Annotated in this window: 19 protein-coding genes; 17 read left to right on the forward strand and 2 right to left on the reverse strand. The window is 71.7% G+C overall.

Annotation, left to right across the window (positions count from 1 at the left end; translation table 11 throughout):
- The first annotated feature begins 1 nt into the window (after nt 1).
- Nucleotides 2-1786 (forward strand): FHA domain-containing protein, encoded by a 1785-nt coding sequence (locus tag BM028_RS12600; protein WP_092386963.1) that lies wholly within the window; start codon nt 2-4, stop codon nt 1784-1786.
- Nucleotides 1787-1883: 97 nt separating this feature from the next.
- On the forward strand, nt 1884-2738 hold the full coding sequence (locus BM028_RS12605; protein ID WP_092386965.1) for a hypothetical protein: 855 nt from the start codon (nt 1884-1886) through the stop codon (nt 2736-2738).
- A 32-nt stretch (nt 2739-2770) separates the two neighbouring features.
- Here BM028_RS12605 and BM028_RS12610 read toward each other — a convergent pair whose 3' ends face one another.
- On the reverse strand, nt 2771-3763 hold the full coding sequence (locus BM028_RS12610) for an asparaginase (protein ID WP_071296251.1): 993 nt from the start codon (nt 3761-3763) through the stop codon (nt 2771-2773).
- Between the two features lie 33 nt (nt 3764-3796).
- Here BM028_RS12610 and BM028_RS12615 point away from each other — a divergent pair, with 33 nt between their 5' ends.
- From BM028_RS12615 to rbfA, 12 genes are all read left to right on the forward strand, one after another.
- Nucleotides 3797-4273 carry an OsmC family protein gene (locus tag BM028_RS12615; RefSeq protein ID WP_254789568.1) on the forward strand — a complete coding sequence of 159 codons (477 nt, stop codon included), beginning with the start codon at nt 3797-3799 and terminating at the stop codon, nt 4271-4273.
- Nucleotides 4274-4279: 6 nt separating this feature from the next.
- Nucleotides 4280-5251 carry an FKBP-type peptidyl-prolyl cis-trans isomerase gene (locus BM028_RS12620; protein WP_092386967.1) on the forward strand — a complete coding sequence of 324 codons (972 nt, stop codon included), beginning with the start codon at nt 4280-4282 and terminating at the stop codon, nt 5249-5251.
- Nucleotides 5252-5253: 2 nt separating this feature from the next.
- Complete coding sequence (gene dxr / locus BM028_RS12625) at nt 5254-6339, forward strand: 1-deoxy-D-xylulose-5-phosphate reductoisomerase (RefSeq protein WP_092386969.1); 1086 nt, start codon at nt 5254-5256, stop codon at nt 6337-6339.
- Between the two features lie 127 nt (nt 6340-6466).
- Entirely contained in the window at nt 6467-7801 is a 1335-nt protein-coding gene (locus BM028_RS12630; protein WP_175496072.1) for a M50 family metallopeptidase, read from the forward strand.
- Nucleotides 7802-7836: 35 nt separating this feature from the next.
- Nucleotides 7837-9282, forward strand: a complete 1446-nt coding sequence (locus BM028_RS12635; protein ID WP_092386971.1) for a purine-cytosine permease family protein — start codon at nt 7837-7839, stop codon at nt 9280-9282.
- On the forward strand, nt 9279-9839 hold the full coding sequence (locus BM028_RS12640; RefSeq protein ID WP_092386972.1) for a cysteine hydrolase family protein: 561 nt from the start codon (nt 9279-9281) through the stop codon (nt 9837-9839). Before BM028_RS12635 ends, BM028_RS12640 begins: the two co-directional genes overlap by 4 nt.
- 74 nt (nt 9840-9913) lie before the next feature.
- Nucleotides 9914-11044: a flavodoxin-dependent (E)-4-hydroxy-3-methylbut-2-enyl-diphosphate synthase gene (gene ispG / locus BM028_RS12645; RefSeq protein ID WP_070419067.1), complete on the forward strand. Its 1131-nt coding sequence runs from the start codon at nt 9914-9916 to the stop codon at nt 11042-11044.
- A gap of 206 nt (nt 11045-11250) precedes the next feature.
- Nucleotides 11251-13002, forward strand: a complete 1752-nt coding sequence (locus tag BM028_RS12650) for a proline--tRNA ligase (protein WP_092386973.1) — start codon at nt 11251-11253, stop codon at nt 13000-13002.
- Between the two features lie 173 nt (nt 13003-13175).
- The gene (gene nusA, locus BM028_RS12655) at nt 13176-14171 is read left to right on the forward strand and encodes a transcription termination factor NusA (protein ID WP_092386975.1); all 996 of its coding nucleotides are present in this window, start codon (nt 13176-13178) and stop codon (nt 14169-14171) included.
- Nucleotides 14172-14237: 66 nt separating this feature from the next.
- A complete protein-coding gene (locus BM028_RS12660; RefSeq protein WP_083294949.1) occupies nt 14238-14555 on the forward strand; it encodes a YlxR family protein in 318 nt (105 codons plus the stop codon).
- 74 nt (nt 14556-14629) lie between these two features.
- Complete coding sequence (gene infB / locus BM028_RS12665) at nt 14630-17482, forward strand: translation initiation factor IF-2 (RefSeq protein ID WP_071296258.1); 2853 nt, start codon at nt 14630-14632, stop codon at nt 17480-17482.
- An 89-nt stretch (nt 17483-17571) separates the two neighbouring features.
- Nucleotides 17572-18027, forward strand: a complete 456-nt coding sequence (gene rbfA / locus BM028_RS12670) for a 30S ribosome-binding factor RbfA (protein ID WP_071303737.1) — start codon at nt 17572-17574, stop codon at nt 18025-18027.
- Between the two features lie 9 nt (nt 18028-18036).
- Here the strand turns inward: rbfA and BM028_RS12675 are convergent, their stop codons facing one another.
- Nucleotides 18037-18948 (reverse strand): A/G-specific adenine glycosylase, encoded by a 912-nt coding sequence (locus tag BM028_RS12675; RefSeq protein WP_175496073.1) that lies wholly within the window; start codon nt 18946-18948, stop codon nt 18037-18039.
- 52 nt (nt 18949-19000) lie between these two features.
- Here BM028_RS12675 and BM028_RS12680 point away from each other — a divergent pair, with 52 nt between their 5' ends.
- Genes BM028_RS12680 through BM028_RS12690 form a run of 3 tightly spaced genes read left to right on the forward strand, consistent with a single transcriptional unit; the run spans nt 19001 to nt 20779 of the window.
- A complete protein-coding gene (locus tag BM028_RS12680) occupies nt 19001-19447 on the forward strand; it encodes a hypothetical protein (RefSeq protein ID WP_092386977.1) in 447 nt (148 codons plus the stop codon).
- A 28-nt stretch (nt 19448-19475) separates the two neighbouring features.
- Nucleotides 19476-20417 (forward strand): tRNA pseudouridine(55) synthase TruB, encoded by a 942-nt coding sequence (gene truB / locus BM028_RS12685; RefSeq protein WP_071296262.1) that lies wholly within the window; start codon nt 19476-19478, stop codon nt 20415-20417.
- Nucleotides 20414-20779 (forward strand): hypothetical protein, encoded by a 366-nt coding sequence (locus BM028_RS12690; RefSeq protein WP_070416264.1) that lies wholly within the window; start codon nt 20414-20416, stop codon nt 20777-20779. Before truB ends, BM028_RS12690 begins: the two co-directional genes overlap by 4 nt.
- The last annotated feature ends 36 nt before the right edge of the window (nt 20780-20815 follow it).

The following is a 20815-nucleotide window of genomic DNA, read 5'->3' on the forward strand; positions in this document are numbered from 1 at the left end:
CGTGACCGCTGCGGCGAGTCGGCGCCCGGTCGCGACGCCCCCCGTCGAGCAGGCACCGCCGCCGCCGCTCCAGCAGCCGGACCTGCACGGACGCCGTCAGGACCCGGCGGCCGAGGCCTGGCTGCCCGAATCGACCCTCGACCCCGCGACCCGTGCCTGGCTGACGGGTGCGGACCGTGGTGGCGAGCAGCAGCCTGCGGCCGTGCCGGTCGAGCGTCCCGACGACTTCACGCCCCGGACGGCACCGAGCCACGTGCACGGGAGCGGTTCCGGGCTCACCGACTGGTCCGGGCAGCAGCCGGGTGGGGTCGGCCCGTCGGAGCCTGCTCGTCCGTCGGAGCCCTCGCAGCCCTCGCAGCTCGACGAGCCGTTCACCCCGCAGCCGCCGGCGGTGCCGTTCACCCCGCAGCCGCCCGAGCCGCCGCTCGACCCGGACGCGTACCCGTCCGACGCCGACGCCGTCGCCGACGCGGACGCGAAGTCCGTCTCGTCGCCAGAGGGGGAGGACCCCGAGGTCACCCGCATCGCCGAGCGCCCAGCCGCCCAGCGCTGGGCGCCGCCAGCAGAGCAGGCCGCTGCACCGGCGCCGTCCGGGCCCTCGTGGTGGGTCGGACGATCCACGGCTGCGAACGACTCCGCTGCGGACGCCGCGAACGTGACCCCCGAGACCGCCGGTACTCCGGACGCGGTCGTCTCTCCGCCGCAGCCCGGTGACACCGCGGTCGTCGAGCCCTTGGTCGACCGACGCCCGCCGCGCCCGGCGCCGCTGGTCACTCCGGGCTCGCAGGCGACGACGTGCCACGTGTGCGGGCACCGTCTCGAGCCCGACGACATCTTCTGTGCCGAGTGCGGCGCCGTGCGGCCCGCCGTGACCGCGGCGTTCACCGGACCCATCGTGCCGCTCCCGATGGACCGACCCGACTGGGCGGCGGACGACGCTGCCGAGACTCCCGACGACGCGGTTGACGCTCCGGACGGCGCGGCGGACGCTCCGGATGACGAGGTCACCGACGACGAAGTCGCCGAGGTGTCGGACGACGCTGCTCCGGACGTCGTGCGTGACGGCGATGCGCTGCCGGAGCCTGCGGTCGCCGACGACGGCGCCGAGGGCTCCGCCGGTATCCTCCCCTCGTGGGTGAACGGTGGCGGCGACGGTGCACCCGCGGGCGACGCCCCGCTCCGACCGCGCGGTCTGCACGCGGCCTCGGAGCCCGTGTCACCAGCCGTCGGCACACCCTTCCTCCCGCCCGCTCCCGGTTCCGCGACCGTCCCGTCGTCGGCACCCTCAGCACAGGACAGCGGCGCGATCGGAGTACCGATGGCCGCACCGCTGCCGCCGCTGCCCGGGGTGGCCGGTGCCGCGCTGCCGGCACCGGCGACGATCGACGCTCCGACGAGCGCCGACGGCGACCTCGAGGACGACGTCGACGAGACCCGCATCGTCTCCGCGACCCCGACCCATGCGCCCTTCGTGCTGCACTTCAGCACCGGGGAGCGCTTCGGCGTGCACGGCACCGGCCTCGTCGGACGTCTCCCGCGCCCCCAGCCCGGGGAACGGTTCGACGACCTGCTGACCGTCCACGACCCGGGCAAGTCCGTGTCGAAGACCCACCTCGAGCTCGGGCGCGACGGCGACGACCTGTGGGTGTCCGACCGGTTCTCGGGGAACGGCACCGTCGTCCGGCACATCGACGGGTCGATCCGTCGTTGCGAGCCGGGCCGCCGCTACCGGGTCGAGCGCGGCGCGCGGGTGGACATCGGGGAGCAGTTCTTCCTCGTGCAGTGACGGCGGGGGGTCCTCCACAGCGGTGTGATCGTCAGCGCTCTCCACAGTTCGGTGGCTGAGCGTCGGTGGCACCGGGGTCGTGTGGTGCTCTGGAGGCATGAGCCCCTTCACCGCCCGCTGCACCCTGGTCGGCGCAGCGGTGGTGCTGCTCGTGGTGGGGCTCGTCGTGCCGGTCGAGTGGCCGTCGCGCGCGGTGCTCCTCGGGGCGGCGGGGTGTTGCGCGGTGCTCGACGTCCTCGTGGTCCGTGCGACCAGGGTCCGTCGCTCCCGCGGCACCGAGTGCGTGGCGGACGTGGCGGTCCTGGTGCCGACGTCGTCCGGACCGCCGGGCGCCGAGAACGAGACCGTCGGGACGGGGACGCACCGGCGGCTCATCGTCCTCGGCACGGCGTCGAACGGGCGCGAGCTCGCCGTCGACGATCGGTCGCGGCCCCACATCGTCGTGATCGGGTCCGGCGTGCTCGCGCTGGCGGTGTTCCGGGCTGTCGCGTCGCAGGTCCGCGCCGCGGCCGGTCCGGACGACGAGGTCCGAGCCGCGTGCGGTGCCGAAGCGCGCGCGGTGGTGGCTGCGGGCACCGATCACTGCCCGGCGATGCCCTCCGGCACGGCCGCCGTCGTGGTCGACCGCCCAGCCCACACAGCGAGCCCCGAGCGCCCACCCCGCGCATCGAACCCCGACCACGCAGCCAGCGCAGCGAGCCCCGACGACGCAGACCGCCCAGGGAGCCCGAACGGCCCAGCCCACGCAGCGAACCCCGAGCGCCCGGACCGGGCGTGCCCGCCGACCCGCACGACCGTGGTCCTCGTACCCGGCCTCAGCGTCCTGCCCCGGCACTGGGACGTCGCCGTCGAGGTCACCCGCCACGGATGCGCCGTCCGACACCCGCACGAACGGCGGGCTACCCCCGTGGCACCGGCACTGCCGCAGCTGCAGCAGGACGAACCCGGATGACCTCGGCACAGGGCCACCCCACGAACCCGCCCTCAGCGCAGCCCGGACCCAGCCCGCAGCGTCCCCACCGGCACCCCGCCACCGAGCACCTGCTCGCCCGTGGCCGCCATGACGTCCGCGACCCCCGCCGCGTCCACGATGCCGTTGCGCTCGAGCAGCGTGAGGGCCGCGAGCGTCCCCGACCGCTGCGCGCCGTCGAGGGTCTTGACCGCGACCGCTGCACCACCGGGCAGCCCCATCACCATGACGCCCTCGGCACCGAGCTTCGCCAGCACCCGGAGTCGTTCGATCGTCACCGTGTTCGCCCGTCCGATGCCGTCGATGGCCCACGGGTGGTCGAGCACCGCGTCGGTGAGCGCTGCCGTGTCGGACTCGGCCCGCGCGACGACACCGGCGAAGCCCCGGGCGAGTCCGGCCAGCGTCAGGGGGAACACCGGGGCCCCGCACCCGTCGGTCCCGACGACGTCGACGGTCTCGTGGGTGAACTCCTCGACGGTCTCGCGGACGCGCTGCTGCAGCGGGTGCGCCATCTCGAGGTAGGTCTCCTCGTCCCAGCCGTTCACCCGGCACGCCGCGAGCATGCCCGCGTGCTTGCCGGAGCAGTTCATCGCGAGACGCCTCGGCTCGGTCATGGTGCGGGCCGTGGCGCGGTCGAACGGCATGTCCGGCGGGCAGCCGAGGTCCGACTCGACGTGGTCGTACGACTCGAGCATGTGCAGCGCGATGGCCTGGTGCGCGGGGGTGCCGGCGTGGCTCGCGGTGGTGAGGACGAGCTCCTCGTCGGAGAACACGGCTCCGGCGCGGCGGACCGCGAGCGCCTGGAAGGGCTTCATCGTGGAGCGGGGGTAGACGCTGGCCTGCACGTCACCGACGGCGTCGATCACGGTGCCGTCCGCGGCGACGACGACCCCGGCACCGACGTGCCGGCTCTCGTCGAACCCGTTGCGGTCGAGGACCGCCAGTTCGACCGACCCCTCGGCGGTGAGAGGATGGCGGTCAGTGTGGACGTCGGAGAGCACCGTCATGCCGCAATCGTACTGATCTTCGAGGAGCCCACCGTGTCCGACCACTCCTACGAGGTCTCCGTCCACTGGACCGGCGACCGCGGCACCGGAACGAGCGGCTACCGCGACTACGGGCGCGACCACGACGTCCGCGCCGCGGGCAAGCACGACATCGAGGGCTCCGCCGACCCGACGTTCCGCGGGGACCGCGACCGCTGGAACCCCGAGGAGCTCGTCGTCGCGTCCCTCGCCCAGTGCCACATGCTGAGCTACCTCCACGTCGCCGTGACCGAGGGCTTCACCGTCGTCGACTACGAGGACCGCGCCACGGCCAGCCTCAACCTCAACCGCGACGGCTCCGGGGAGCTCACCGAGGCGACGCTGCACCCGGTGGTCACCATCCTCGAGGCGGACCGCGTCGCCGATGCCGAGGCCGCGCACGCCACCGCGAACAGCCTCTGCTTCATCGCACGCTCGGTGGCCTTTCCTGTGCACCACGTCCCGCACACCAAGGTCCGTGCGGCAGACTAGGTCCTCGTGAAGCGTCTGCGTCTCCTCCCGATCGCCCTCGTCCCCGCCGTCGTGCTGGGACTCGCCGCGTGCTCCGGATCCGGGTCGAGCGACTCGACCGCCACCCCGAGTGCGTCGTCGAGCGCGACCGCCGCAGCCATCACGTCCTGCCCCGACCCGGGTTCGGCGTCGAAGGCGATCACGGTGTCCGGTGCGTTCGGCGGCAGCACCGCACCGACGGTGAAGTTCACGGGCGGCCTCACCGCGAGCAAGCCCCAGGCGAGCACGGTCGTACGCGGCAAGGGTGCCTCGCTGGACGAGGGCGACTACGCGCAGGTCTCGTACAGCGTGTACCAGGCGTCAGACGCGAAGAAGCTCGGCACGGTCGGCTTCGACCAGGGCAACCCGCAGGTCCTCTCGGTGGGCGGTTCGGGCTTCGGCGCCCTCCTGGCGTGCTCGAAGGTCGGTGACCGCATCGCGGCGGTCGGTCAGTCGTCGGCGCTCGGCTTCAACACCGGCGGCGAGATCGTCGTCGTCGCCGACGTCGTGGCGCAGACCCCGACGAAGGCCACCGGGAAGGCCCAGGCGCAGGACCCGAAGCTCCCGACCGTGCAGGACAAGGCGGACGGCGAGCCGGAGATCACGATCCCCAAGGGCGTCGCGGCACCGTCGAAGACCACGCCCGAGGTCATCAAGCAGGGCACCGGCGACACCATCGCCGACGGCGACACCGCGCTCGTGCAGTACAAGGGCGTCGTCTACGACACCGGCAAGGAGTTCGACTCCTCGTGGTCGAAGGGCGTCCCGACGACCTTCACCATCTCCGAGGGCTCGCTCATCAAGGGCTTCGTGACCGGGCTGGTCGGCCAGAAGGTCGGCTCGCAGGTCCTGATCGTCGTCACGCCGGAGGACGGCTACGGCGCGAACCCGCAGGAAGGCTCGGGCATCCCGAAGAACGCCACGCTCGTCTTCGTCGTCGACATCCTCGCCAAGGGCTGACCGTGCGCCAGAAGCGGCGCATCGCGATCCTCGGCAGCACCGGCTCGATCGGCACCCAGGCACTCGACGTCGTCGCCCGCAACCCCGACCGCTTCGAGGTCGTCGGCCTCACCGCCGGCAGCAACCGCACCGTGGTCGCCGAGCAGGCCGCACGCTTCGGCGTCCGTGACACCGCGTTCGGCGCCGCGGACACCGAACGCCTGGTCCGCAGCGTCGAGGCCGACGTCGTCCTCAACGGCATCACCGGGTCGGTCGGCCTCGGCCCCACCCTGGCCGCGCTCGAGTCCGGCGCCACGCTGGCGTTGGCGAACAAGGAGAGCCTCATCGTGGGTGGCCCCCTCGTGCAGGCCGCCGCGGCACCCGGGCAGATCGTCCCGGTCGACAGCGAGCACTCCGCCATCGCCCAGGCGCTCCGCTCCGGCACGACGGACGAGGTCCGCCGGCTCGTGCTCACCGCGAGCGGCGGCCCGTTCCGCGGGCGATCGCGCGCGGACCTCACGGACGTCACCCCGGCCGAGGCGCTCGCGCACCCGACGTGGGACATGGGCCTCGTGGTCACGACGAACTCCGCGACGCTCGTCAACAAGGGCCTCGAGGTCATCGAGGCCCACCTGCTCTTCGACGTCCCCTACGACCGCATCGACGTGACGGTGCACGCGCAGTCGATCGTGCACTCGATGGTCGAGTTCGTCGACGGCTCGACGATCGCACAGGCGTCGCCGCCGGACATGCGGCTGCCCATCGCCCTCGGTCTCGCGTGGCCCGACCGTGTCCCGGGCGTCGGGGTGCCGCTCGACTGGACGACGGCGAGCACCTGGACGTTCGAGCCCCTCGACGACGAGGCCTTCGGTGCGGTCGCCCTCGCGAAGCGCGTCGGACAGCTCGGGGGCACGTTCCCGGCCGTGTTCAACGCGGCGAACGAGCAGGCCGTGGCCGCGTTCCACGCGGGAGCGATCGGTTTCCTCGACATCGTCGACACGGTCGAGCGCGTGGTCGACGAGCACACGGCGGGGGAGCCCTCCCTCGAGGGCGTGCTGGCAGCGGAGCGCTGGGCGCGCACCGCGGCCGACCGCATGCTCTCCCGCTGAGGCGAGTCGCGCCTCCCGTCCGTCAGCACGGCTGCGGGAGCAGACGGACCGGGCGGTCCAGGAGGCGCGGCGCACCTCCCAGGGTGCGCTCGGCTCGGTCATGGGAACCGTCCCGTACCCTTTCCCGGTGACCGTCGAAACCGTCCTGCTCTTCGTCCTCGGCGTGGTCGTCTTCATCATCGGCCTGCTGGTCTCGATCGGACTCCACGAGCTGGGGCACCTGTCCTTCGCGAAGCTGTTCAACGTCAAGGTGACCCAGTACTCGCTGGGCTTCGGCAAGGCGATCTGGTCGTTCAGGCGGGGCGAGACCGAGTACGGCATCCGCCCGATCCTGCTCGGCGGCTACATCTCGATGGTCGGCATGCTCAAGCCGCGGGCGTCCGGGCGACCGAGTGCGATCACGAACACGGGCATGTACGGCGCCTTCGTGCAGGACGCACGGCAGGCGAGCGCCGAGCAGATCGCGGACTCCGGCGGCGACGACTCGCGTGCGTTCTACCGGTTGACCCCGTGGAAGCGGATCATCGTGATGGTCGCTGGTCCGGCGATGAACCTCGTGATCGGCATCGTGCTGTTCGGGGTGCTGCTCGTCGGGTTCGGTGCGCCGACGACCACGTTCACGTCGAGCGTCGACTGCGTGCTGCCGACGAGCCAGGCGACGACGTGCACCTCCGGGGACGCCGTCTCGCCGGCGAAGCAGGCCGGCATCCGGTCTGGTGACGTCGTGCTCTCGGTCGACGGGAAGCAGGACCCGACGATCGCCCAGGTCTCCGAGGTCTTCCAGCGGTCCGCCGGCGAGGACGTCACCGTCGTGGTGTCCCGTGACGGCGCCGAGAAGACGCTGCACATCACGCCGACGACCGCCACGCGGGACGTCTACACCGCCGACGGCACGGTCGCGAAGAACGACGACGGCAGCACGAAGACGCAGCAGGTCGGCGTCGTCGGCGTGAGCATCGGCCAGTCGCTCGTGCGGCAGTCGCCGGCCGCGGTGCTGCCGGCCACCGGGGCGCAGATCTCGGCGTCGGCGCACCTCATCATCGACCTGCCGCAGCGCCTGGTCGCGGTGTGGAACGCGGCGTTCGGCTCGCAGGAGCGATCGCAGGACAGCCCCGTGTCGGTCGTCGGCGTCGGCCGCGCGATCGGCGAGGTCTCGTCGATGAGCGGCGTGCCGGTGGTCGACAAGGCGTACACGATCCTCGGACTGCTCGCCTCGCTGAACATCGGCCTGTTCGTCCTCAACATGGTGCCGCTGCTCCCGCTGGACGGCGGCCACATCGCCGGCGCCCTGTGGGAGGCCGTGAAGCGCCGCTCCTTCACGCTGGTCGGCAAGGCGGACCCGGGGCCGATCGACCTCGCGAAGACGATGCCGCTGACGATGGTCGTCGTGGTCCTGCTCGCGGGCATGAGCGCCCTGCTCATCTACGCCGACATCGTGCGCCCCGTGAACCTGTTCGGGTAGCGACGAGGTCTCGGCCGCGCACTACGCTTTCGCACATGAGCACAGCTCCGGAAGTCCGCACGGTCGAGCGGCAGGGCACCGACGTCATCGCCGAGTCCGACCGGAAGGGACGTCCGAGGGACCTCTTCTGGCCGTGGTTCGCGGCGAACATCTCGGTGCTCGGCCTGTCGTACGGCTCGTTCGTCCTCGGGTTCGGCATCTCCTTCTGGCAGGCCACGATCGTCTCCGTCATCGGGGTCGCGTTCTCGTTCCTGCTGTGCGGGATCGTCGCCATCGCCGGCAAACGGGGCTCGGCACCGACGATGGTGCTCGGCCGCGCGGCGTTCGGCGTCCGGGGGAACCGGCTGCCGGCGTTCCTCAGCTGGATCCTCACCGTCGGGTGGGAGACCGCGCTCGCGTCGGCGGCGGTCCTGGCCACGTCGACGGTGTTCCGGGAGCTCGGGTGGGACGGCGGTGTCCTGACGAAGCTCGTCGCACTCGTGGTCGTCGCCGCACTCGTCGTCGGTGCGGGCATCGCCGGGTTCGACGTGATCATGCGACTGCAGACGTGGATCACGGTCATCACCGCGGTGCTGACGATCGTCTACGTGGTGCTCGCGCTGCCCTCGATCGACCTCGGTGCGATCGCCGCACTGCCCGCCGGGAGCGCCCAGAACGTCGTCGGCGCCCTCGTGCTCGTGATGACCGGGTTCGGCCTCGGTTGGGTCAACGCCGCCGCGGACTACTCGCGCTACCTGCCACGGTCGGCCTCGACCCGCGGGGTCGTCTGGTGGACCACGTTCGGCGGGGCGCTCGCGCCGATCGTGCTCGTCGTCCTCGGCGTCCTGCTCGCCGGCTCGTCGAAGGACCTCAACACGGCGATCGCCGCCGACCCGATCGGTGCGCTGACGACCGTGCTGCCGGTGTGGTTCCTCATCCCGTTCGCCCTCGTCGCGGTGCTCGGGCTCGTCGGCGGTGCGGTGCTCGACATCTACAGCTCCGGACTGGCCCTGCTGAGCGCCGGCATCCGCATCCCGAGGCCCGTCGCGGCCGGGGTCGACGGTGTCTTCATGGTGGCGGGCGCCGTGTACGTGGTGTTCTTCGCCGACTCGTTCATCCAGCCGTTCCAGGCGTTCCTCGTGACGCTCGGCGTGCCGATCGCCGCGTGGTGCGGGATCTTCGTCGCCGACGTCGTGATCCGCCGGGCTCCGTACGCCGAGCGGGAGCTCGAGGACCGCCGTGGCCGGTACGGCGACGTGCGCTGGCTCGCCGTCGGCCTCGTCGTCGTGGGGACCGCGCTCGGCTGGGGCCTGGTGACGAACACGTACGGCGTGCCGTCCTGGCTCAACTGGCAAGGGTACCTGCTCGAGCCGTTCGGCCTCGGCGGGCGAACCGGCGCCTGGGCGTACGCGAACCTCGGGGTGCTCGTGGCGCTCGTCGTCGGGTTCCTGGGCACCCTGCTGTTCGCCCGCGGCTCGGTCCGCCGGCAGGAGCAGGCATGAGCGCGGTCGAGGCCGCCGTCGCCGGGGTACCGGAGGACGCGTGGCTCGTCGTCGTCGACATGCAGGAGGTCTTCACGGGTGAGAGCCCCTGGGCCACCGGGCGCTTCGACCACGCCGCCGCCGGGATCGAGCGCCTGCTCCCGCGGTTCACCGGCCGCACGGTGTTCACCCGCTTCGTCGCTCCGGAGCACCCGCGGGGTGCCTGGGTGCCCTACTACCGGGACTGGTCGTTCGCGCTCGTGCCGCACACCGACCCGCTCTGGGACCTGACCGAACCGTTCGCGACGGCCGCGGCGGACCGACGCGACCCCGTCGTCACCGAGACGACCTTCGGCAAGTGGGGGACGCGCCTCCAGGCCGTCACCGGCGACCACCCGCACCTCGTCCTGGTCGGGGTGTCCACCGACTGCTGCGTCCTGTCGACCGCGCTGGCGGCCGCGGACGCCGGCGCGACGGTGACCGTCGTGGCGGACGCGTGCGCCGGGGCGAGCGACGAGGACCACGAGCGCGCCCTCGCGGCGATGCGGCTCTACGCGCCGCTGATCACCGTCGTCTGAGCATCACGCGTGCGCGGGGCTGGGCGTCACCGGGAGCGCGTAGAGTGCACCTCGTGCCTGCAGTGAACCTCGGTCTGCCGAAAGTCCCCGAAACCCTGAGCCCGCGCCGCAAGTCCCGGCAGATCCGGGTCGGCAAGGTGCTCGTGGGCGGCGACGCGCCGGTGTCCGTCCAGTCGATGACCACGACGCCGACGACGAACATCAACGCGACCCTCCAGCAGATCGCCGAGCTCACGGCGTCCGGCTGCGACATCGTCCGCGTGGCGGTGCCGAGCCAGGACGACGCCGACGCGCTGCCGATCATCGCGAAGAAGTCGCAGATCCCGGTGATCGCCGACATCCACTTCCAGCCGAAGTACGTCTTCCAGGCCATCGACGCCGGGTGCGCCGCGGTCCGCGTGAACCCGGGCAACATCCGGAAGTTCGACGACCAGGTCGGCGCCATCGCCAAGGCCGCGAAGGACGCCGGCGTCTCGCTCCGCATCGGCGTCAACGCCGGTTCCCTCGAGCCGAGCCTGCTGCAGAAGTACGGCAAGGCCACGCCCGAGGCGCTCGTCGAGTCCGCCGTGTGGGAAGCCTCCCTGTTCGAGGAGCACGACTTCCACGACTTCAAGATCTCGGTCAAGCACAACGACCCGATCGTCATGGTGAAGGCCTACCGGCAGCTCGCCGCGGCGGGGGACTGGCCGCTGCACCTCGGCGTGACCGAGGCCGGCCCGGAGTTCCAGGGCACCATCAAGAGCGCCACGGCGTTCGGCATCCTGCTGGCCGAGGGCATCGGCGACACCATCCGCGTGTCCCTCTCCGCCCCGCCCGCGCAAGAGGTCAAGGTCGGCCTGCAGATCCTGCAGTCGCTCAACCTCCGCGAGCGCAAGCTCGAGATCGTCTCGTGCCCCAGCTGCGGCCGGGCCCAGGTCGACGTCTACCAGCTGGCGAACGACGTGACGAAGGGGCTCGAGGGCATGACCGTGCCGCTCCGCGTCGCCGTCATGGGCTGTGTCGTGAACGGCCCGGGCGAGGCGCGTGAGGCCGACCTCGGCGTCGCGTCCGGCAACGGCAAGGGGCAGATCTTCGTCAAGGGCGAGGTCATCAAGACGGTTCCGGAAGCCGAGATCGTCGAGACCCTGATCACCGAGGCGAACCGTCTCGCCGACGAGATGGGGCCGGCGGCCGGCACCGGCAAGCCGCTCGTCGTCACGTCGTAGGCGCGCGCGCGGGCGCGCCCGAAGCGCGCGCAGCGCTTTCGTGAGCAGAAGAGGTCGGGTCGCGCGAACGCACCCGACCTCTTCTGCTCACGAAGTGCCGCACAGCGGACCGAACGCAGGACGGGAGGCACGGTGCCAGCCCGCACCGCGCCTCCCGACCGCAGTCGCCCGCCGCACCCACTCCCACGCGCCGCTAGGCTTGCCCCGTGGTCACACGGCTTTCGCATCTGTTCCTCCGTACGCTCCGCGACGACCCCTCCGACGCCGAGGTGACGAGCGCGAAGCTGCTCGTCCGCGCCGGGTACGTCCGTCGCCAGGCCCCGGGCATCTTCGCGTGGCTGCCGCTCGGCCTGAAGGTCCGTGCGCGCATCGAGGCGATCATCCGCGACGAGATGGTCGCCGCCGGCGCGCAGGAGGTCCTCCTCCCGGCGCTCCTGCCGCGCGAGCCGTACGAGGCGACGGACCGCTGGACCGAGTACGGCGACGGCATGTTCCGCCTGCAGGACCGCAAGGGCGCCGACTACCTGCTCGCGCCCACGCACGAGGAGATGTTCGCGCTCCTGGTGAAGGACCTGTACGGCTCGTACAAGGACCTCCCCGTCACGCTGTTCCAGATCCAGGACAAGTACCGCGACGAGGCACGCCCCCGCGCCGGACTCCTGCGCGGCCGCGAGTTCACCATGAAGGACGCGTACTCGTTCGACCTCACCGACGAGGGCCTCGAGCGCAGCTACCAGGTCATGCGCGACGCGTACGAGAAGATCTTCGCCCGACTCGGCCTCGAGTACGTCATCGTCAAGGCGGACGCCGGCGCGATGGGCGGGTCGAAGTCCGAGGAGTTCCTGCACCCGATCGGCGTCGGCGAGGACACCTTCGTCCGCAGTGCCGGCGGCTACGCGGCCAACGTCGAGGCCTACGTCACCCCGGTGCCGGACGCCCTGCCGATCGAGGGACAGCCCGAACCCGTGCTCCTGCCCGCGTCGGACACCCCGACGATCGAGACGCTCGTGGCGCACGCGAACGAGATCGCACCGCGCGACGGCGCCCCCTGGACGGCCGCCGACACGCTGAAGAACGTCGTGCTCGCCCTGACGCACCTCGACGGCACGCGCGAGATCGTCGTCGTCGGGCTCCCCGGTGACCGCGACGTCGACCTGAAGCGCGCCGAGGTGGCCTTCGCCCCGGCCGAGGTCGAGCCCGCCGGTGACGACGACTTCCGCAAGCACAAGGGCCTGGTCAAGGGCTACATCGGGCCGCAGGTCCTCGGCGCCGAGAGCACGACGGGCATCCGCTACTTCGTCGACCCCCGCGTGGTCGACGGCACCGCGTGGATCACGGGCGCGAACGAGCGCGGCGCGCACGTCTCCGGCCTCGTCGCCGGTCGTGACTTCGTGGCCGACGGCGTCGCCGAGGTGTCCGACGTCCGCGCCGGCGACCCGGCCCCCGACGGTTCCGGCCCGCTCGAGACGGCCCGCGGCATGGAGATCGGCCACGTCTTCCAGCTCGGCCGCAAGTACGCCGAGGCGCTCGGCCTCAAGGTGCAGGACGAGAACGGCAAGCTCGCCACGGTCACGATGGGCTCGTACGGCATCGGCGTGACGCGCATCCTGGCGATCCTCGCCGAGGCGCACAACGACGAGAAGGGCCTCGCCTGGCCGAAGAACGTCGCACCGTTCGACGTGCACGTCGTCGCGACCGGCAAGGACGAGGTCGCCTACGACCTGGCCACGTCGATCGTCGCCGAGCTCGAGGGCGAGCGGTTCGAGGTCCTCTACGACGACCGTCCGAAGGTCTCGCCCGGGGTGAAGCTGCGCGACGCCGAGCTGCTCGGCATGCCGATCGTCGTCGTCGCCGGTCGCGGCGCCGCCGACGGCGTCGTCGAGCTGTGGAACCGGGCGAGCGGCGAACGCCGCGACGTGCCGGTCGCCGAGCTGCTCGAGGCGGTCCGCGCGATCTAGCGGGTCACGTCCTCGACGTGACGACACGGCGGACGGGAGGCGCGGTGCCAGCTGGCACCGTCCCTCCCGTCCGTCGTCCGGCCGGGTCCGTGACCCGCAGTGCGGTAGTCTGGTCGCCGACTTCCGCGCGGTTCCATCCGCGGGAGCGACTCATCTGAATACGGAGGCCCTCGGTGAAGATCGATCTCGCAGTCCTGCGACTCATGGAGCGTGAGCGGGAGATCCCGTTCGACGAACTCGTCCAGATCATCGAACAGGCCATCCTGACGGCGTACCAGAAGCACCGCACCGAGAACGAGGAGCCCGTCGACGCGGATGTCCGCGTCGGGCTCGACCGCAAGTCGGGCGAGGTCTCGGTCTACGTGCCCGAGCGCGACGACGAGGGCACCGTGATCGGCGAGGCCGTCGACCAGCCCAGCGACTTCGGTCGCATCGCCGCGTTCGCCGCCAAGCAGGTCATCAACCAGCGCCTGCGCGACATCGGCGACGACAAGATCCTCGGCGAGTTCCGCGGCAAGGAAGGCGACATCGTCGCGGGCATCGTCCAGCAGGGCCCGAACCCGAAGATGGTGCACGTCGACCTCGGCACGGTCGAGGCGATCCTGCCGCCGGAGGAGCAGGTGCCCGGCGAGGACTACAAGCACGGTGCACGGCTGCGCGTCTACGTGACGAGCGTCGGCCGCGGCATGAAGGGCCCGCAGATCACGGTCTCGCGCACCCACCCCGGCCTGGTCCGCAAGCTGTTCGCGCTCGAGGTCCCGGAGATCGCGTCCGGCGTCGTGGAGATCACCTCCCTCGCGCGCGAGGCCGGCCACCGCACGAAGATCGCCGTCAAGGCGAACGAGCCCGGCGTGAACGCGAAGGGTGCGTGCATCGGCGAGCTCGGTGCCCGCGTCCGCGCCGTGACGACGGAGCTCGGCGCCGAGAAGATCGACATCGTCGACTACTCGTCCGACCTGGCCTCGTTCGTCGCCAGCGCCCTGTCGCCGGCCAAGGTGACGAGTGCCTTCGTGCTCGACGCCTCGACGAAGGCCGTCCGCGCCCTCGTGCCGGACTACCAGCTGTCGCTCGCGATCGGCAAGGAAGGGCAGAACGCCCGCCTCGCCGCGAAGCTCACGGGCGCCCGGATCGACATCCAGCCGGACTCGATCCTGGACGGCGAGGACTGACGGTTTCGCTCGTGGCACGTCCGGTCCGGGCGTGCCGGATCGCGGTCGTCGAGAGGGAGGAGTAAGGTGGTTCCCGTCAGAACATGCATCGGCAGTCGCCGTCGTGCTCCCCGGTCCTCCCTCCTCCGTGTCGTCGCCCTGAGCGACGGTCGTGTCGTGGCGGACCCGAAGGCAGTCATGCCGGGGCGGGGAGCGTGGCTCACCCCGACCGTCGAAGCACATGATCAGGCCGTCAAGCGCAAGGCGTACCGCCGGGCGCTCCGGCTCGATCATGAACCGGACACGTCCGCGGTGCGTGACTACCTCGAAGCGCTCCGGCGCCCCGAACCACAGGCACGCGACCAGGACATGACAGAACAGGCTGAACGGCTTATGGACAACTGATGAGCGGCTCGAAATGAGACCCGTCATCCATTGAGTCCTGCCCCTCCACGGGGTGGGACCCGTGAAGGAGAACAGTGGCAAAACCACGCGTACACGAGATCGCATCCGAACTCGGTGTCGACAGCAAGACCGCAATGGAGAAGCTCAAGGAACTCGGCGAGTTCGTCAAGGGCCCGAGCTCCAGTGTCGAACCCCCCGTCGCGCGCAAGCTCCGTGCTGCGCTGCAGGCTGACGGCGCCTCGGCGTCGAAGCCCGCTGCGGCACAGACCCCGAGCGCGCCGGCCAAGACCGCGGCGCCGAAGTCGGGCGCACCGAAGCCCGGCGGCCCCCGCCCGGGTCCGGCCCGTCCGGCACCCACCCCCGAGCCCGAGCCCGAGGTGCAGGCGCCCGCCGCCGACGTGCCGACGCCGGCCGCCCCGAAGTCCGTCGCCCAGCGACAGGCCGAGGCCGAGGCCGCTCGCAAGGCCGCCGCTGCCGAGAAGGCCGCTGCCGAGAAGTCCGGCGACGCCGGTCCCGACGCAGCAGCCGAGCCGAAGGACGACGCCGTCAAGCCCGGCGGCGCACCGAAGCCCGGTGCCGCAGCCGGCCCCAAGCCGGGCGGCCCGAAGCCGGGCGCACGTCCCGGCAACAACCCCTACGCGTCGAGCCAGGGCATGGGCTCGCGCCCGCCGCGTCCGGGCAACAACCCGTACTCGTCCAACCAGGGCATGGGCCAGCGCCCCGCCGCCGGCGCCGGTGGCGGCAACGGCATCCCGCGTCCGGCCCCGCCGCGTCCGGGTGCTCCCCGTCCGGGCGCTCCGCGTCCCGGTGGTCCCGGCCAGGCAGGCCGTCCCAACGGCTTCGGGCAGCGCCCGGGCCAGGGTGGCGGCGGTCGTGGCGGCCCCGGTGGTCGTCCGGGCGGTGCCGGTGGTGCCGGTGGCGGCTTCCCGCGTCCGGCCTTCAGCGGCCCGCGTCCCGCCGGTGGCGGTGGCCGCGGTCGTGGCCCCGGTGGCGGTACCGCTGGTGCGTTCGGTCGCGGTGGCGGCAAGAGCCGTGCCCGCAAGTCGAAGCGGACGAAGCGCGCCGAGTACGAGATGCGGCAGGCGCCGTCGCTCGGCGGTGTGCAGGTCCCTCGTGGCGACGGCAACACGGTCGTCCGTCTGCGTCGCGGTGCGAGCATCTCGGACTTCGCGGACAAGATCGACGCGAGCCCCGGCAACCTGGTGACGGTGCTGTTCCACCTCGGTGAGATGGCGACCGCGACCGAGTCGCTGGACGAGGCCACGTTCGAGGTCCTCGGCGAGGAGCTGGGCTACAAGATCCAGATCGTCTCGCCGGAAGACGAGGACAAGGAGCTCCTCGAGGGCTTCGACATCGACCTCGAAGCCGAGCTGGACGACGAGGACGACTCGGTGCTGCAGCAGCGGCCCCCGGTGGTCACCGTCATGGGTCACGTCGACCACGGCAAGACCCGCCTGCTCGACGCGATCCGCAACTCGAAGGTCGTCGAGGGTGAAGCCGGTGGCATCACCCAGCACATCGGTGCGTACCAGATCGTCACCGAGCACGAGGGCATCGAGCGCCCGATCACCTTCATCGACACCCCGGGTCACGAGGCCTTCACGGCCATGCGTGCCCGTGGTGCCCAGGTGACGGACATCGCGATCCTCGTGGTCGCGGCGGACGACGGCATCATGCCCCAGACGATCGAGGCACTGAACCACGCGCAGTCGGCCGGTGTGCCGATCGTGGTCGCGGTGAACAAGATCGACAAGGAAGGCGCGAACCCGGCCAAGGTCCGCCAGCAGCTCACCGAGTACAACCTGGTGGCCGAGGAGTACGGCGGCGACGTCATGTTCGTCGACGTGTCGGCTCGTCAGAACATCGGCATCCAGGACCTCCTGGACGCCGTGCTGCTCACGGCCGACGCCGGTCTCGACCTGCGTGCGAACCCCGACAAGGACGCCCGCGGTGTGGCGATCGAAGCACGCCTCGACAAGGGCCGTGGTTCGGTTGCGACCGTGCTCATCCAGTCGGGCACACTGCACGTCGGCGACGCCATCGTGGCGGGGACGGCCTACGGCCGCGTCCGTGCGATGACCGACGAGAACGGCGTGGCGGTCAAGGCCGCGACGCCGAGCCGCCCGGTCCAGGTGCAGGGTCTGTCCTCGGTGCCCCGCGCCGGTGACACGTTCCTCGTCACCGAAGAGGACCGCACGGCACGTCAGATCGCCGAGAAGCGTGAAGCCGCCGAGCGCAACGCCCAGCTGGCCAAGGCCCGCAAGCGCATCTCGCTCGAGGACTTCACCCGTGCACTCGAAGAGGGCAAGGTCGACTCGCTCAACCTCATCATCAAGGGTGACGTCTCCGGTGCCGTCGAGGCACTCGAGCAGTCGCTCCTGGACATCGAGGTCGACGACAGCGTCCAGCTCCGGATCCTGCACCGCGGCGTCGGTGCGATCACGGAGTCGGACATCGACCTGGCCACGATCGACAACGCGATCGTCGTCGGCTTCAACGTCCGCCCGGACGTCAAGGCCCGTGAGCGTGCAGCGCGCGAAGGCATCGACGTGCGCTTCTACTCGGTCATCTACAACGCACTCGAGGACATCGAGCAGTCCCTCAAGGGCATGCTCAAGCCCGAGTACGAAGAGGTCCAGTCGGGTGTCGCCGAGATCCGCGAGGTGTTCCGTTCCTCGAAGTTCGGCAACATCGCGGGTGTCATCGTCCGCTCCGGCACGATCACGCGCAACGCCAAGGCGCGCGTCATCCGCGAAGGCGTGGTGCTCGCCGATGGTCTGGCCATCGAGTCGCTGCGTCGCTTCAAGGACGACGTGACCGAGGTCCGCACGGACTTCGAAGCCGGTATCGGTCTGGGCAAGTTCAACGACATCCAGATCGGCGACGAGATCGAGACCACCGAGCTCGTCGAGAAGCCGCGCGACTGATCGCGTGACTACCCTGGGCCCCGGCTTCCTTCACGGGAGGTCGGGGCCCAGCCCCGTTCCAGAGCAAGACATCTCCACAGGAGGCACCCATGGCCGATCCGCAGCGCGCACGCAAGATGGCGGACCGCATCAAGGAAGTCGTCGCACGCCGACTCGACAAGGGCCTTCGCGACCCGCGACTCGGGTTCGTGACGATCACCGACGTCCGTGTGACCGGTGATCTGCAGCACGCGTCGATCTTCTACACCGTGTACGGCACCGACGAGGAGCGTGCCGACTCCGCCGCGGCGCTCAAGGCCGCGACCGGGATGCTCCGGTCCGAGGTCGGCAAGAACATCACCGCTCGTCTGACCCCGTCGCTCGAGTTCATCGCCGACGCCCTGCCGGAGACCTCGGCGCACATGGAGGACCTGCTCGTGCAGGCCCAGGTGCGCGACGAGCAGGTCCGTGCAGCCGCGGCCGGCGCGACCTACGCCGGCGACGCCGACCCGTACAAGCACGACGAGGACGAGGACGAGGACGACGCCGACGCGGCGCGCGCCTGACCCGTCCGATCAGCCCTCGGGCAGCCGGTAGCCGCTCGCGTCGTCCCCGACGGCCAGTCCGTCGCGCAGGAGCGACGCGAGCGCCCGGTCCCGCTGCTCGGCGTCGGGCCACACCGGTTCGATCTCGTCGCGCGTGACGGGGACGTCGCTCGCGCGGAGCTCGGCCATGATGAGTCCGCGCACCTGCCGGTCGCTGCCGGCGAACTTCGCCTGCTTCGGCGCGCGTGGGCCGTCGTGCTCCGGGTAGCCGGCGGCCCGCCACGCGCAGCGGTCGGCGATCGGGCACGCGTCGCACGCGGGGGAGCGGGCGACGCAGACGAGCGCACCGAGCTCCATCACCGCGGCGTTCGTCGCTGCGGCGTCGGCACGGTCGTCCGGCAGCACCGACTCCATCAGCGGGAGGTCCTGCTTCGCCTTCGCCGGGCCCGGTTCGCCCTGGCCGAGCAGGGCGCGGGCGAGGACGCGCCGGACGTTCACGTCGACGACCGGGTGCCGGTCGCCGTACGCGAACACGGCGACCGCTCGGGCCGTGTAGTCCCCGATCCCGGGCAGCGCGAGCAGCGCGCCCACGTCCCGGGGCACCACGTTGTCGTGCTGCTCGGCGATCGCCGTCGCGGCCGCGTGCAGCGCGAGCGCCCGTCTCGGGTAGCCGAGCCGGTCCCAGGCACGCACCGCGTCCGCCGGGGGTGAGGCCGCGAGGTCCGCAGGCGTCGGCCAGCGGGTGAGCCATGCCTCCAGACGGGGCACGACGCGCGCGACCTGCGTCTGCTGCAGCATGATCTCGCTGACCAGCGTGCCCCACGCGGGGAACCCGGGACGCCGCCACGGCAGGTCGCGCGCCTCGGCGCGGAACCACGCGATGAGCGGCGTCGCGATGTCCGTTCCTCGTGCCGCGTCCTGTGGACGGGTCGGGTTGTCCACATTCGGACTGGAGGCACGACTCGCGTTCACCACGACAGCCTACGGTGGGTGCATGGCACGTTGGGCACCCCAGGAGACCGACACCATGGCCGCGATCGCGGCCGAGGTGATCGCACAGGTCGGCACGAACCGGACCGTCGTCGGCATCGACGGACAGGACGGCGTCGACCTCGAACGCGTGGCCTCCGGGCTCGTCGACGGCTTCCAGCAGCACGGGGTGTCCGCGATGGCCGCCGCCGCACCGTCGAGCGACGTCGACGCGTTGCGGGCCGACCTCGTCGCGCCGTTCCGGTCCACCGGCGAGGGCCCCGGCATCCTCGTGGTGCACGGACACGGGGTGCTGGCACACGGTGCCCACCGACTCTGGCGTTGGTCGCTGTGGGTGGAGCAGGAGTCCGGGCGCCTCGAGCGCCGCGCGGACGTCAAGATCGCCGCGTCCGCGGTGCTGGACGTCACCGACCCCGAGCACCCGCGTCGCGAGTGGAACGACGCCTGCTGAGTCGCCGGAGCGCTGGTAATCTCCTCTGGTGCTCGAAACCGCGCCCGACGGCATCCTCCTCGTCGACAAGCCGCAGGGGATCTCCAGCCACCGGGTCGTCTCCATCGCCCGACGTCGGCTGGGTCTGAAGAAGGTCGGCCACGCCGGCACGCTCGACCCGATGGCAACCGGCCTGCTCCTGCTCGGGATCGGCCCGTCGACCCGGCTCCTGACGCACCTCGTCGGGCTCGGCAAGACCTACACCGCCACGATCCGTCTCGGGGTCTCGACCGACTCGGACGACGCCGACGGGACCCCCACCGCGGCCGTGGGCACGTCCTCGGCGGACGTGTCCGAGGCCGCGGTCGAGCGGGCCGTCGCCGCGCAGCGCGGACAGATCTCGCAGGTGCCGTCGACCGTCAGCGCCATCAAGGTCGACGGCCGCCGCGCCTACGACCTCGCGCGCAAGGGTGAAGCGGTCGTCCTGCAGTCCCGGACCGTGACGGTGTCGCGGTTCGACGTCACCGGCCGGGGCGACCGCGTCGTCTCCGTCGACGGCGAGGACGTGGCCGTGATCGACCTCGACGTCGTCGTGTCGTGCTCGTCCGGCACCTACGTGCGCGCGCTGGCCCGTGACGTCGGCGCCGCACTCGGCACCGGCGCCCACCTCACCGCGCTCCGCCGCACCGAGGTCGGCCCCTTCAGCGTCGACGACGCGATCGACCTCGAGGACGAGTCCGTCGACGTCCGGGCCGCACTCGCCCGACCGGTCGACGTCGCCCGCACCCTGTTCCCGTCCGTGCCGCTCGACCCGGCCGCGGCGAAGGACCTCGCCGACGGCAAGCGCGTCGCGGCGGACCACCCGGACACCGACGGCCCGGTCGCGGCCGTCGCCACCGAGGGGGACCGGCTCGTCGGGCTCGTCTCGGTGCGACGCGGACTGCTGCGCGTCATCACCAACTTCCCGACGGCATCGGGGGTGGGCGCGTGATCGAGTGGTTCATGTGGGTGCAGCTCGTCATCGCCGTGCTCGCCGGGCTCTTCGCGGTCGTCGTGGGGTTCATCGGCTGGAAGCCGAACGACTACACGGTCGGGTCGCTCGCGCTCATCGAGCTGCTGCTCCTCGCCCAGGGCGTGATCTCCCTCGTCCTGCCGGCCACGGGCAGCCCGCCGGTCGGCAACGCGCTCGAGTTCGGCGTGTACGCGGTCTCGGTGCTCCTCGTCCCGCCGGCGACCATCGTCTGGGCGCTCATCGACCGGACGAAGTGGAGCACGGTGGTCCTCGGGGCCGGTGCGTTCACGGTCGCGGTGATGGTCTACCGGATGTACCAGATCTGGTTCGCCCTGAACTGACCCGCTCGCGTGCCCTCGGCGACTGCGGGTTCGTCG

It is taken from the genome of Curtobacterium sp. YR515 (genome assembly GCF_900113095.1).
GTDB lineage: Bacteria > Actinomycetota > Actinomycetes > Actinomycetales > Microbacteriaceae > Curtobacterium.